This window comes from Moorena sp. SIO3H5, from assembly GCF_010692395.1.
Classification (GTDB): domain Bacteria; phylum Cyanobacteriota; class Cyanobacteriia; order Cyanobacteriales; family Coleofasciculaceae; genus Moorena.
This window is the reverse complement of sequence record NZ_JAAHHS010000201.1, coordinates 1-13,867: the sequence shown is the minus strand read 5'-3', so window position 1 is coordinate 13,867 and position 13,867 is coordinate 1. Positions and strand designations below refer to the sequence as shown.

11 protein-coding genes are annotated in these 13,867 nt (G+C 41.6%); 5 read left to right on the top strand and 6 right to left on the bottom strand.

Annotated elements, in window-relative coordinates:
* Window positions 1-222 precede the first annotated feature (222 nt).
* On the top strand, window positions 223-477 hold the full coding sequence (locus F6K52_RS20650; RefSeq protein ID WP_293081833.1) for a hypothetical protein: 255 nt from the start codon (window positions 223-225) through the stop codon (window positions 475-477).
* Window positions 478-901: 424 nt separating this feature from the next.
* Here F6K52_RS20650 and F6K52_RS20645 read toward each other — a convergent pair whose 3' ends face one another.
* From F6K52_RS20645 to hpsE, 3 genes are all read right to left on the bottom strand, one after another.
* Window positions 902-1,885 (bottom strand): glycosyltransferase, encoded by a 984-nt coding sequence (locus F6K52_RS20645; RefSeq protein ID WP_293081830.1) that lies wholly within the window; start codon window positions 1,883-1,885, stop codon window positions 902-904.
* A gap of 1 nt (window position 1,886) precedes the next feature.
* Window positions 1,887-2,882 (bottom strand): glycosyltransferase family 2 protein, encoded by a 996-nt coding sequence (locus tag F6K52_RS20640; protein WP_293081828.1) that lies wholly within the window; start codon window positions 2,880-2,882, stop codon window positions 1,887-1,889.
* A gap of 208 nt (window positions 2,883-3,090) precedes the next feature.
* Window positions 3,091-4,170 (bottom strand): hormogonium polysaccharide biosynthesis glycosyltransferase HpsE, encoded by a 1,080-nt coding sequence (hpsE, locus tag F6K52_RS20635; RefSeq protein WP_293081825.1) that lies wholly within the window; start codon window positions 4,168-4,170, stop codon window positions 3,091-3,093.
* A gap of 433 nt (window positions 4,171-4,603) precedes the next feature.
* On the opposite strand from hpsE, the gene F6K52_RS20630 reads away from it, so the two are divergent.
* Window positions 4,604-6,166 (top strand): MBOAT family protein, encoded by a 1,563-nt coding sequence (locus F6K52_RS20630; RefSeq protein ID WP_293081822.1) that lies wholly within the window; start codon window positions 4,604-4,606, stop codon window positions 6,164-6,166.
* Window positions 6,167-6,393: 227 nt separating this feature from the next.
* Here F6K52_RS20630 and clpB read toward each other — a convergent pair whose 3' ends face one another.
* The 3 genes from clpB to F6K52_RS20615 all read right to left on the bottom strand — a co-directional run bounded on the left by clpB (window position 6,394) and on the right by F6K52_RS20615 (window position 10,807).
* Window positions 6,394-9,066 carry an ATP-dependent chaperone ClpB gene (gene clpB, locus F6K52_RS20625; protein ID WP_293081820.1) on the bottom strand — a complete coding sequence of 891 codons (2,673 nt, stop codon included), beginning with the start codon at window positions 9,064-9,066 and terminating at the stop codon, window positions 6,394-6,396.
* 142 nt (window positions 9,067-9,208) lie between these two features.
* A complete protein-coding gene (locus tag F6K52_RS20620; RefSeq protein ID WP_293081818.1) occupies window positions 9,209-9,898 on the bottom strand; it encodes a Uma2 family endonuclease in 690 nt (229 codons plus the stop codon).
* Between the two features lie 36 nt (window positions 9,899-9,934).
* The gene (locus tag F6K52_RS20615) at window positions 9,935-10,807 is read right to left on the bottom strand and encodes a helix-turn-helix domain-containing protein (RefSeq protein ID WP_293081815.1); all 873 of its coding nucleotides are present in this window, start codon (window positions 10,805-10,807) and stop codon (window positions 9,935-9,937) included.
* Window positions 10,808-10,995: 188 nt separating this feature from the next.
* Here F6K52_RS20615 and F6K52_RS20610 point away from each other — a divergent pair, with 188 nt between their 5' ends.
* The 3 genes from F6K52_RS20610 (at window position 10,996) to F6K52_RS20600 (ending at window position 13,861) form a co-directional block, all read left to right on the top strand.
* On the top strand, window positions 10,996-11,625 hold the full coding sequence (locus tag F6K52_RS20610; protein WP_293081812.1) for an SDR family oxidoreductase: 630 nt from the start codon (window positions 10,996-10,998) through the stop codon (window positions 11,623-11,625).
* A 185-nt stretch (window positions 11,626-11,810) separates the two neighbouring features.
* A complete protein-coding gene (locus tag F6K52_RS20605; RefSeq protein ID WP_364418802.1) occupies window positions 11,811-12,032 on the top strand; it encodes a hypothetical protein in 222 nt (73 codons plus the stop codon).
* Window positions 12,033-12,499: 467 nt separating this feature from the next.
* Complete coding sequence (locus F6K52_RS20600) at window positions 12,500-13,861, top strand: hypothetical protein (RefSeq protein WP_293081809.1); 1,362 nt, start codon at window positions 12,500-12,502, stop codon at window positions 13,859-13,861.
* Window positions 13,862-13,867: the final 6 nt, after the last annotated feature.

Genomic DNA, 13,867 nt, shown 5'->3' with positions numbered 1-13,867 from the left:
GAAGACGACGCTCTTCCGATCTAATAGGGAATAGGGAGTAGGGAGCAGGGAGCAGGGAGCAGGGAGCAGGGAGTAGGGAGTAGGGAATAGGGAACAGGGAATAGGGAACTTCATTCCCAATTCTTAATTCTTAATTCTTAATTCTTAATTTTAAAAACCCTTGACAAAATAAAGTATAATCATTATAATTATATTTATAAACCTAAAAGCCTTTTTTAGACTATGCATCACAATTTTCTGCCAAATTCAGACAACAATCCAGAGGATATCACTGGGAAGATTACTCCTGAGGAGTTTTCCGAAAAAGAATTCCTTGTTCCGTATATTCTGAAGGGAACTCGCCAGCAAATAAGCCATACCATGCATATCCTTAATGCCATGGGCTATGCACAGCTTTCGGATTGGAGTCCTCTTCAACCCACTGGAATTCCAGGCCAATTTATTACGATCATGAGGAGATACTGGATTTGGCGTTAAACCTTGTCTTGATGCAGTCGCTCATGGGGGAAACCCCCAAGACCGCGCTGCATCGCTAAATTTCTGGGGGGGTTTCCCCCCAGGGCAAAGGCTCCGGTCTGTTCGCTTAGGGAACAGATAGGTGAGAAAATTCAGTGCATAGTCGAAAATTACTAGCCGTGGAAAGTATTTCTGCGGCTATTTTTTTGGTTAGTAGGTTGAAGGTTAGTATGTTTAAGGTTAGTAGGTTTAAGGTTAGTAGGTTGAAGGTTAGCAGGTTTAAGGTTAGCAGGTTGAAGGTTAGCAGGTTGAAGGTTAGCAGGTTGAAGGTTAGCACGCTACGCGAACAGCCGAAGGCCAAGGTCTTTGGCTGTTCGCGTAGCGTGCGCTTAAGCTGAATGCTGAATGCTGAATGCTGAATGCTGATTGATTACGATACACCCGTCTAAGGTTCTGTTCGTAGATATCCGAGAATAGTGGTAGTATTAAACAATTTTGGAAATCGATTCAGTAATGCAGTAGACTGAGGAGCAGGTAATATCAGTAATAGGATAATTTTCAACAATACTTTTAAGGTAACCTTTGTCAGTAAAAAGCTTGGATCATGTCTGAGAGCATGGCCAATAAATCGGAGTGCGGCTAGGGTTTGGTGTCGTTGTGGAGAGGATTCAAGAGCCTTGAAAATTAGGTACTTATAGAGGTTAGCGAGGCTGTGCTTTTTGAGATATTGTAGAGAATCAGGAGCAGCAGCAAAAGCTTGTTCAATTACTTGTAAACAACCTGCTTCCATCTTGGAAGTATCAGAAGAGGCTGAATTAGCAGAGACTCGATATAAAATGTGTGGGTATGGTACAGCGACAAAGGAATAATGAGCTGCGAGCCGCAGCCACATATTCCAATCTTCTGCCTGGGTTAGGGATTCATCAAATTGACCAACTGTGTCAAATGCTTTCTTACGAATTAGGACGTTAGAACCATTTTCCAAAAAATCAGTTAGCAACAGCTGAGGATAAACATCACCATTGAGAGTGATATGGTTACCTCGCCGCAAAAACTGACCTGATTCATCAATGTAATTTGTCCAACTATAGGCAACGGCGGCTTGGGGGTTTGCTTGTAAGGCGTTGAACTGGAACTCTAATTTATCCGGATGCCAGAGATCATCGGCATCTAGGAACGCAATATAATCTCCTGAAGCATGGGATAATCCACGATTACGGGCTGAGTTGACACCAGCATTGGGATAGGAAAAAATTTTTAATCGAACATCTTTGATACTAGAAATTATTTCCCCTGTCGAGTCTTGGGAGCCATCATTAATGACAATTAGTTCAAAATTACTAATTGTCTGATTTAAAACCGATTCAATAGTTTGTTTAATAGTTTGTTCGTCATTATAAACTGGTATAATTATAGATATTAAAACCATATTATACTGATTTAGTTCTATAGTTCATAATCACTTTAATAGTTTCTTGTGGAGCATTTTGCTGCTTCAAATAGTTTTTGAGAGTTGTTTGAGTTTGATTTTTTAGTAAAAAATCACTGACTAACAGTTTAATAACTTGCCTAACATATAAAATAGCATACCTCCAGAAAGGGACATGGTGTGAGTCTTGATAAATTATATTGACCATATGCCAGATATTATAATTTGACTTTAAATTAGTGAATCCTTTCAAAATATGTAGTCTTTTGGCTTTATCCGGTTGGAGATACCATTGTAGTAAAGGGGGCATATAACGAATCAAGTCATTTACATTATAATCAGTAGTGGCTTGGAGTTTACTTGACAAAATTACATTAAAGCCTGATTTATTAGCACGACTAACAAACTCAAAGTCACCGCCATAATGTCGGAATCTATCAGCATCTGGAAACCCAATTTTATCCACGACTGCTCTGGGGATGATAGCTATATTACCATTTAGGGTATCGACAGACCTAGCTTCTGTTGTCGCAAAATAATCCATACTCCGAATTGGCTGTTTTTTATGCATGCCACTGAACACAATCCAATCGGAATAGGTTGTATCCCGGACAATACCCCCAACAATTGTATTATTGTACAGTGGAGACTGACAAATATTAATCAGGTTGTTAAGGAAATTGTCTGACAGATAAATATCATCATTTAGCCAGACTAGGTAATCGGAGTCTAATTTATCTATGGCATAGTTCATGCCGAGACAAATCCCACCTGTCCACCAAAGATTGCCATCTCCTTCAATTAAGTAAACATTGGGAAATTGACTTCTAATCATTTCTATGGTGCCATCTGTGGAACCATCATCTACTATGATGACTGATATAACTGAGGTATTATCAGTATTTGCTTGAGGAATTTGCTGAAAAATTTGACTCACAATAGTCTGAGTATAGTGTTGCCTATTTCTAACTGGAATAATTAAGGATATTTGGGTCATGATAGGAAAGGGAGTAGGGAGTAGGGAGTAGGGAATCGGGAATCGGGAATCGGGAATCGGGAATCGGAAATCGGGAATCGGGAATCGGGAATCGGAAGAAAAAAAAATAAAATAAGTTTTTGGAATTAATTAATATTCAAAGTTATGTTATTTTGAAAAACTAAACTACCTATTCAAAAAAATGTTCTAATAATAGTATTTTCGTTAATTATTTGTCCCTGCTCCCTGCTCCCTGCTCCCTGCTCCCTGCTCCCTGCTCCCTGCTCCCTGCTCCCTGCTCCCTGTTCCCTGTTCCCTGCTTCCTGTTCCCTGTTCCCTGCTCCCTGTTCCCTGTTCCCTTATTTTGTAAAAGCTTTCTAATAACAAAAAATGGACTAATCAAACTGCCCCAGAAGAATTCTAGTTGGAAGGCGGCAATGAGATTAGTTTTAAGTTGTCCTCGATACTTAAGGAAATGTAGGATAACTCGGCGCAAATTTCCCAATAAAGTTCTGGTAATTACCATGGGCTTTTGCCAAAAGGTAGCATTAATCAGGCGGAGCTGACAGGTTGCTAAACCACAGCCACGAGCGAGAGTGAGTAAGTAATCTCTCTGAAGACGCCAGTGGGGAATCTTATGATAGCTATGCATGGCGGGGTTATACCAAATTTCCCAACCTGCTTTGTACATATACAGCAATGGCTCATAATCATCTCCCTGCACGAATAATCCGGGCAGTTTGCCTGTCAAACTGGGACGAGGTGGCACACTATCGAGCCAAGCTTTTCTACGAACTACTAAGCTTGCCCCTGGGGGTAGCCTGATTTCTTCGGCTTGAAAGGGATGGGGGTTTGGTCCATGTTCCCGAATTGCGAGAAATTGCTTGATGGGATCAAAATTTTCTGGGGGTTCGACTTCAAAATCACCGTGAATTTGACCACTGTAGGCTCCTGCCCTAGGATACTCTTGACCAAAGTCATAGGCTTCAGCAATCCAGTTGGGATCAGGTAAATTGTCATCATCTAAAAAACCGATTAATTCACCTTTAGCCTCTTGGACAGCTCGCAACCTGGCAAATGCTGATCCTTGTTCAAGTTCAAAACAATATCTTAAGGGGACAGATAAATCCCAATTGCTTTGATAGTCCTGAATAACCTGGGCAGTATCATCGCTACTATTGTTGTCAACGACAATAATTTCCCAACTGATGGAGTTGAGTGAAATTTGCGATCGCAGTCCTTCGAGCAGTAATGGTAAACGGTTTGCCCCATTATAGGTCGGAATCGCTACAGTGAAGTCAACAGACATAGAACTAGCTCATATGGCTTTGTTAGGAAATCACCACAAATTAGCCAAGTTGGCTCAACTAAGAGAACCATAATTTGATATCCTTAGATATCCTGATTGGTGATTTGACATTGATGGAGAGAACCTCCTTCACCCACTCAATCATACTTATGATTAAATCAACAACTGTATTTTCCTGGATTTCAAGGGCGATCCATGGGCTAGTATGGGTGAACTAACCCATCTAATTCGTGTTCTAGACAAGGTAAGGGAGATGCAGGGTGTTTATAAAATAATTGTCCCTTATCCAAAAATTGTTTGAGTGTTGACCGTTGACTCTTTAGTGTTGACTGTTGACTGTTTCGGTTTAGCTATTTAGTGTTGACTATTCACTATTGACTGTTAATAAACAGCAATATTGCTAGCATTTCCTACTTACTAAGAGTCATCTACCGTGTTATTCAACTCATACGCTTTTATTTTCGGCTTTCTTCCCATTACCCTGGTGGTTTTTTTTGGCTTAAGTCGCTTCCGTGTGGTTAAAGCCACCTGGGTATGGATGACGTTAGCATCCCTATTTTTTTATGGTTATTGGAAAATTGCTTATCTGCCTCTGTTGATAATTTCAATTAGTGGTAACTATGTCATTGGCAAACAGATAGAGAAGCTAGTAATTCTGTTAGATGAAGGAAGTGGAGAGGATAGTGCGGCTCCTAATAAACCCGATAAAATATCAAGCCTAGTATCTACAGTAGTTAGTTATAAACAGCAAACTAAACTGCTGCTTTGGATAGGTATTGGTTTTAATTTAGCGATTTTGGGGTATTTCAAATATGCTAATTTTTTCGTAGATTCATTAAACTACATTTTAGGCACAAGTATCACTATTCCACCAATCTTACTTCCTTTAGCGATTTCTTTTTATAGCTTTACCCAAATTGCCTATATTGTTGATGCTTATCGTGGGGAAACGAAAAAGTGTAGGTATAATTTCATGACCTATAGCCTGTTTGTGTCTTTCTTTCCCCAACTGATAGCCGGTCCAATTCTCCGTTACGATGAACTATTGCCCCAGTTTGAGAAGTTACGCAATAGCCTGTTTTCCTGGAAAAACATGGGAATGGGGCTGAGCCTCTTTATTCTAGGTTTAGGTAAAAAAGTTGCGATCGCAGATAATCTATCTCCCTGGGTAGCCACTATTTTTAATAATACTGACCAACTCACCTTTGTAGAAGCTTGGGTTGGGGCATTGAGTTATACCTTTCAACTGTATTTCGATTTTTCCGGCTACTCTGACATGGCCATTGGCTTAGGATTAATCACAAATATCCGGCTACCGATTAACTTTAATTCCCCCTACAAAGCGACATCTATCAGTGACTTTTGGCGACGTTGGCACATTACTTTGTCCAATTTTCTCCGGGATTACCTATATATTCCTCTTGGTGGTAATCGTCGCGGTCGTCTACGTCAATATGGTAACTTATTAGCCACAATGCTTCTCGGAGGATTGTGGCATGGTGCTGGCTGGACATTTGTGATTTGGGGGGGACTCCATGGCTTATTTTTGGTAATTAATCATAGCTGGCGACAAATGAAGCTATCGATGCCAAAAATTCTAGCTTGGATGGTGACATTTTTAGCAGTGGTGAGTACGTGGGTATTGTTTCGGGCAACTAGTATTAGTGATGGTCTAGGAATATTACAGGCAATGGTAGGACTCAAGGGGGTTATCTTACCTACTACTTATCAAAATACCTTGGGTTGGTTAACCCCTTTAGGTATCCAATTTAAGGAGTGGCAAGAGATGAAAGTTCTTCTGCCACCTATAGGGTTAGAAAAAACCTTTATGGTACTATTCGGACTAATCCTAGGGGTTACCTTTTTGCCTAATACCCAGCAAATCATGAAACACTTTAAGCCTAGCTGGTACTGGGCAACAGGTATTGGCTTAATCGCTACATTTTGCCTACTGTCTCTTAACCGAGTTTCCGAATTTCTTTACTTCCAGTTTTAAGGTGAGCTATCAGCTATCAGCTATCAGCTATCAGCTATCAGCTATCAGCTATCAGCTATCAGCTATTCGCGTAGTGTGGTCTTTTGCCAAGGCTGACGGCTGACGGCTGACTGCTGTTCGCCCAGCGTGCGCGTAGCGCATATGCTGACGGAGGTAACCCAAACTATTCCCTCTGTTCCCTGTTCCCTGTTCCCTGTTCCCTGTTCCCTGTTCCCTGCTCCCTAATGTTAACTAACAGCTGGAACAACTGATTCACTTGCTGTTACTGGTTGACTGGGTGCTTTATTACTAAATGTCAGGCCTTGATCTCCACAATCAATGAAAATGGTATCCCCTTCGATAAACATATTTTCTAAAATCTTAGTAGCAATGGGATTTTCTAACTCCCGCTGAATTGCCCGCTTTAAGGGACGAGCACCATAGACGGGATCATATCCAGCGTCGGTTAGATAATCTTGAGCTTGCTCGGACATTGCCAGGGTAATCTTTTGCTCTGCCAACAGCTGCTCAATCCGTTTGAGTTGAATCCCGACAATTTTCCGCAATTCATCCTTGGTTAGGGTATGGAATATGATCACATCATCGACCCGGTTCACAAATTCTGGGCGAAAATGCGATCGCAAGGATTCTGTCACTCGTTTGCGCATTTCCTCATACTTGGAATCATCCCCAGCTACTCCCAAAATATGCTCACTGCCAATATTGCTGGTCATGACAATAATGGTATTCCGGAAATCGACGGTTCTGCCTTGGGAGTCGGTAATTCGTCCGTCGTCAAGTACCTGTAACAAAATGTTAAATACATCCCGGTGTGCTTTTTCCACCTCATCGAGCAATACTACTGAGTAAGGACGCCTACGCACGGACTCTGAGAGTTGTCCTCCTTCTTCATACCCTACATATCCTGGTGGGGCACCTACTAACCGAGAAACTGCGTGTTTTTCCATATACTCGGACATATCAATCCGCACCAGAGCTTCTTCACTGTCAAACAGAAACTGTGCGAGTGCTCTAGCTAATTCGGTTTTACCGACCCCAGTTGGTCCCATAAACAAGAACGAACCAATGGGACGCCCGGGGTCTTTCATCCCTGCTCTAGCCCGACGAATGGCAGCAGCTACAGCGGAAACTGCTTCTGTTTGCCCAATCACCCGTTTATGTAAATGTCCTTCCAGCTGTAATAACTTCTGGCGCTCTGATTCCAGCAATCGCTTCAGGGGAATTCCGGTCCATTTGGCCACAATTTCGGCAATATCGGATTCACTGACTTGTTCTCGCAACAGAGCAGTACCTCCTGATTGGAGTTCCAGCATCATACTTTCTTTGGCTTCCCGGTCCCGCTGTAAAGCTTCTAATTTGCCATATTTTAGCTGGGCTGCCTTATTCAGGTCATAATTCCGTTCTGCCTGTTCCACTTGTACCCTTAAGTGTTCTTCCTCCTCTTTTAAGGCACTGATGTCTTGTAACAGTTGCTTTTCCGACTGCCATTGTTTATTGAGTTGTTCCTGTTTCCCCCGTAAAACCACAATTTCCTTTTCAATGCGCTCTAACCGTTCTTGGGCAGAACTATAAGTGGCGGTGGTGGCAGTGGTTCGCTTATCTTCCCCTTCTAAAGATAACTTTTCCATTTCCAGCTGCATCAGCCTGCGGTCAGTAGCTTCCAATTCCACTGGCTTGGAGGTAATTTCCATTTTGATTTTGGCTGCTGCCTCATCTACCAAATCAATGGCTTTATCGGGTAAAAATCGGTCAGTAATATAGCGCTGGGATAAGGTAGCTGCTGCTACCAAGGCTGAGTCGGTTATATTAACCCCGTGATGGACTTCATAGCGTTCTTTGAGTCCCCGCAAAATCGAAATGGTGTCTTCTACAGTTGGTTGCTTAACATAGACTTGCTGAAACCTACGTTCTAGAGCAGCATCCTTTTCAATATGCTTCCGGTACTCATCAAGGGTAGTTGCTCCAATACAACGCAATTCTCCCCGAGCTAGCATTGGTTTGAGTAAATTGCCTGCATCCATGGTGCCACCGCTAGCACCAGCTCCGACTACGGTGTGCAATTCATCGATAAACAGGACAATTTGACCATCTGAGTGGGTCACTTCTCTGAGTACAGCTCTAAGTCGGTCTTCAAATTCTCCCCGATATTTAGCACCTGCAATCAAGCTGCCCATATCTAAGGAAATCAGCTGGCGGTTTTTGAGGGATTCTGGGACATCTCCATTCACAATTCGTTGGGCTAGTCCTTCTGCGATCGCAGTTTTTCCTACCCCTGGCTCTCCAATCAACACGGGGTTATTTTTGGACCGACGAGAGAGCACCTGAACCACCCGACGAATTTCCTCATCCCTACCAATCACTGGGTCAAGTTTTCCGGCTTGAGCGGCTTCGGTCAAATCCCGTCCGTACTTTTCCAAGGCTTCGTAACGGGATTCGGGATTTTGGTCTGTGACCTTTTGAGAGCCTCGGATGGATTTAATGGCCTCTTCGAGCTTGGCGGCATCCTGGTTATAGGTTTTGAGCAAGCGGCGTCCTACCCGTTCATCCACCGCTAAACCCAGTAACAGATGTTCTACTGCAATATACTCATCCTGCAAAGCCTTGCGATAGGCTTCCGCATTATCGAGCATCACATCCAAACCACGACCAAGGTACAATTGGTCTAGGTTAGCGACCTTAGGTTGGCGGTTAGCAAAATTTTCCAGTTGTTGCTGGAACCGGTTAACATCAACAGTGACACGGGATAGAATCCGATTGGGTAGCCCATCTTGTTCCAACAATGCGATCGCAACGTGTTCGACTTCCAGCTGTTGATTTTTGCACCGACGGGCGACATCTTGAGATTTAACAATCGCTTCCCAGGCTTTATCTGTAAACTTGTTGGCGTCAGTGGGCTGCATATCCTACAACAAATCTCGCTTTTTTACCATCTATGCTGTGGTTAGTATAGCAATCCCTTTTACTCTCTATCCGGAAAGTCGGGTTTGAAATTGATCGAGGATAGATTATTACTGATCAAAGGTTGATGGTTAGGGTTGCCCTTCACGGTAGGGTTTCTGGATCAATCCCCATTGTTTTGAGATAATCCGCTAACCGTTGAGCTCGTTGATATTCCTGTTGAGCAATTTGCTCTGGTGTCAATAAGCGATTTCCAAGGAAATCGTACCAGTATAACCACTCTCGTTGCCATCCCTGGTATATCCCTTGTTCTCGTCCAATTAACAAGCCTAGTTCTGGTATCTCTATCAGTTCACCGGATTGTCTGATATATTCCCCGTCTACCAAGCGATACACTTCAAAGGGCTCATGCTTATCCCGTCGCCAATGGTGGGGGTTATAAATGGTGTAATTAAGTACTCCTAGTTGAGCGTATTTTTCCAGCTTTTGGTCGTACTCACCCCCTGGGGTTTGAGAAACAACTTCTAACACCCATTGGGGAACTATATAATTTTCTTCCCATAGCACATAGCTGAGCCTTCCCTTTGCACTCTTACGTCGCACTACCCCTAGACTTAAGAAACCATCAGGGACAATAGCCGGTTCTTTAGGTTTATAGTAAACTCCCATGTTGACCCCTAGGAACCAATCTTGGCGCTCTGACCACAGCCAAGATAGTACTGCTCTTAATAGAGTGGGAATTAGGATTTGTAATTCATTATCCACAGGGGTATCGTCGGAATCTGGTAGCTCTTCTGCAGAGGGGAAATACTGCAATGGGTCATACTGTATCATGGTTGGTTTCCGAAGGGGATACTCACGATAAGAGGATTAATTTGCTCTGTATGCTTTTGGTGTCATGCCCGTAAATTCTCGAAACTTTTTGCTTAAATGACTGTGGCTGTTGAACCCACACTCTAAGGCAATGTCCACAATTAATCGGTCTTTTTGATTCAACAACTGCTTCGCCCGTTCTACCCGTTGCTGGATCAAGTATTGGTAGGGAGACATGCCGATTGACTGCTTAAATAGACGGCTGAAATGAAATTGGCTCATGTCTAGCAATTGAGCTAATTCTGCCAGTTTAATATCTCGATCTAAATGTGTATCAATGTAATCTATAATTAGCTGGAGTTGACGCAGGGGTAAGCCACCCTCGTAAATTGGCAACTGAGGTTTGGTAGCTGCGTGCTGCCTCAGTAAATTGACTGCTAAGACGTTAGCCAGAGAATCAATGTAAAGTGTGCTGCCTGAAGATTCCTGTTGAAGTTCAGTGAGTAGCATGATTGCGATCGCTTCAATCTGTGGATTGCGAGTCCGAAATTCCGGCAGTAATTCTAGCCGATCGGGATTCTGTTCTAGGGTTTGGCTAGCAACACTTTGAATAAACTGAGATTTAAGCCGAATCTGCAAGTAATTATCATCACTGTCCCACCGAGCAAAAAACGGTGTCTTGGCAGGGGTAATGGACATGTCTCCTTTTTTATACAGCCCTGTATAGGTTTTACCGGCCTGAATTTGCAGCAAGCGAACGGGACGAGGAGCAAGGGAGATAGAAAGGGTATGCTCATCATTGTAATGACAATTTCCCTCTCCAGCAGGATGTTGGAAGTGTTGGACTCGAATATTCTCCCAGCTTTGAGTTTGGGGAGACTTCTCGGATAAGCCATTTGTTTGAGGCTGTTGGATAGTAGGATTCTTCATTATCCAAATCCAGTGCGTCTAGTTCCGATTATATTCAGGTTGGGCTAGTTTCCAGCAAAAATGTGAAAAGCGATCGCAATGTGAAAAGCGATCGCAAGATTGTGATAGTACCACAAGAACTAGATAGCTTAGCATCAATCGCCTTTCTAAGCTGTAAGGGTGATTGTTAAGCAGAAAGTATCAAGAATATGAATATACTTATTTTTGGTTCAACCGGTGGTACAGGTCGTCAGGTGGTGGAACAGGCTCTTGAGCAGGGACACAGGGTTACAGCGTTTGCACGGAATCCCGCCAAGCTAGATATCAACCACAAAAATCTCAAGGTTGTTCAGGGGGATGTTATGGATCTCCCATCAGTGGAGAAGGCGGTCCAAGGTCAAGAAGCAGTGGTGTGTGTACTCGGAGCAGGTCAGAATATGACAGGGACAATCCGGTCAGAGGGAACGCAACAGATCATTCACGCCATGGAAAAAGCAGGTATCCGACGCTTTATCTGTCAATCAACTCTTGGAGCAGGAGATAGTTGGGAAAATCTTAACTTTTTCTGGAAGTATATCATGTTTGGATTCCTGTTACGGAACGTGTTTGCTGATCATCAAAGGCAAGAGAACTATGTTTTGCAAAGCGGTCTAGACTGGACAATTGTTCGTCCTGGAGCCTTTGTAGATGGGAATCGCACTGGCAACTACCGACACGGCTTTCCAAGTAACGATAAGACATCAAAACTCAAAATTTCTCGTCCTGATGTTGCTGACTTTATAGTCAAGCAACTGGCAGATGAAAAGTATATTCACAAGACACCAAGTTTGTCTTATTGAAGTAAGTATTTAGCATTCAGCTATCAGCTATCAGCCAAAAACTGTTCGCGTAGCGTGAGCTTTTAGCTCACGGCTGAGGGCTGAGGGCTGACTGCTGACACATTGCTAACTATTTTGTTACCTAAAATTCATCAAGAAGGCTCCCGCCATAATCTTTGATTTGGCGGAAACTTTAACCTGATTGCATGACCATTAACTTCACTGACGGGTTCAAGGCTGGTCGGTTTTCTGTATTCTGCAACTATGAAACACGAGAGCACTTGTTCAGACTCAAAATGAATCGGGTACGAGTGGCCAGACGAGCCGACGGTTATTACGCCCAATTCTGCTTTGATGCTAACCGAAAAGAGAAAGGTAGCTATACTGGTAATTTGGCGGGTCTTGATTTAGGTATCAAGTATTTCTAGCTGAGGGGGTAACATTAGCTCTAAAAAGCTTGCTATATAAGGCTTTGATTCCAATTATCTCAGGGAATATAAACTTCCAAATTGACCCTACGAATGATTTTATGGAAGCTCAAACCCTTATAACTACGTCTAAGGTCGCGCCCAAAACAGCATGTATCTTTTTGTAACTCATGGGCTAAACTCATTACCCACTACAGACTTTAGCTGGCATGCCACCCCCCCTGAGTTAGAGGACATCAACACGCGGCGGTCGCAAAAGGGGGCAACAAAACCAAGCATTAGGACGTAGTAAGGAAGGTTTGTCTATAAAAAACTACATCATAGCTGAAGGGTTTGGAAAACCAATCGTTTTTGTCCTAACATATAGGTGATATCGATCACACACAGTTGCATGTTTAGCCCTTAACTTTGTAAACACGCCCTAAAAACGAAAAATAAGATTATTAATGACAAACTTTTCCTCATTTATGATGATTGCTGATGATACATTAAAGTTATCATTAGACAATAATAAGAAAAAAACGCTGAAATCTCATCTTATGAATTCATTGCTGTTTGAGGATCGTATTTTACTGTCTGATTCCCAAATTATTGGTAATCGTAACTTTAGAAAATTAATTAGAGATAATGACGAATTAATTAATTGTCTTACCCCTGAAAACTTTTCAATCGGAATTAGGGACTCTATTGATATTAGAACCGAAACAGCTGGAAGTCCGCAGATCATAGAAAAACCAAATATAATAGAAGTTCTTCAAGGATTTATTAGTTGGGATAAGTGTAAATGGACATCATCTTCTAATGATACTTTAACAAAAGAAAATTATCAAAAATTATTTGATATACAGTATATTGAAGGGAAAGCAAAACTAGAAAGATACAGTTTAGGTGATGCATCAGCAACATATGCAGATGATGTCCTTCGTTTATTTGATAGTGAGATAATTAAGCAAAGAATCGGAAAAGAACTATGTGATCTTATTCATACAATTGCCCGTGAATGGCGAGAATCACACAAAAGCTATCGTTATCCAAAATCTGGTTTGGGAATGGCATTTTTTTTAAATGATCTTCCTACAATGCTAAAAAAAAGGCACAAAAAAAATCTTTGGAAACAGTATCAGAAAGAAATTATTGATATTGCCCAAGCGTCTTATTTAACTACTCTTCCAAAGATACTTAATTGTAACATAATATATGGCTCAATGCACAAAGATAAAATCGAAATCAGTAGGGGATTATTAGCGAAAATAGAACGAATTGATGATGATATTTTCTACGATTCATGGCTAAGATTATTAGATTTTGAAGAAGGAATTTCTCGATTAAAAGCAGATGATATTGCTAAACTTAGAGAAAGCACTGAATATAAGGAGTATAGAAAAAAAATCAATCAATTTAATGGTAGTGAAAAAGCCCTTAAAGAAGTCAAAGAGAGTTTATTTCAATATAAAAGCTTAATTGATGAGCTTATCATTACAAAATTTCCTTGTTTTAGAAGTCCAAGAAAAGAGAAACGGGAGAAATTTCAATCCCTGGCAATATTGAGTGGTTTATCTACTTATGGAGGACTGTTTTTAAGCGGATTAGCTTTAGCAACTTCATTTACAGGTATGAATCTAATGGCTCTAGGGTTAGGAATCACTAGCTTTTTTACCTCACCAAGAGATCAAAAGGAAGACATAAAAGAAAGAAGACTTATTGAAACTGATAAACAAAGAATTATTGAAGAACTAAATAAATCAAACTCTCAAAAAATCGAAGCAGAAGTTTCAGTATTAACAGGAAACCAATTCTCTAAAGAGGTTTTTTTTAAAAGCATTACTTAAAAAATT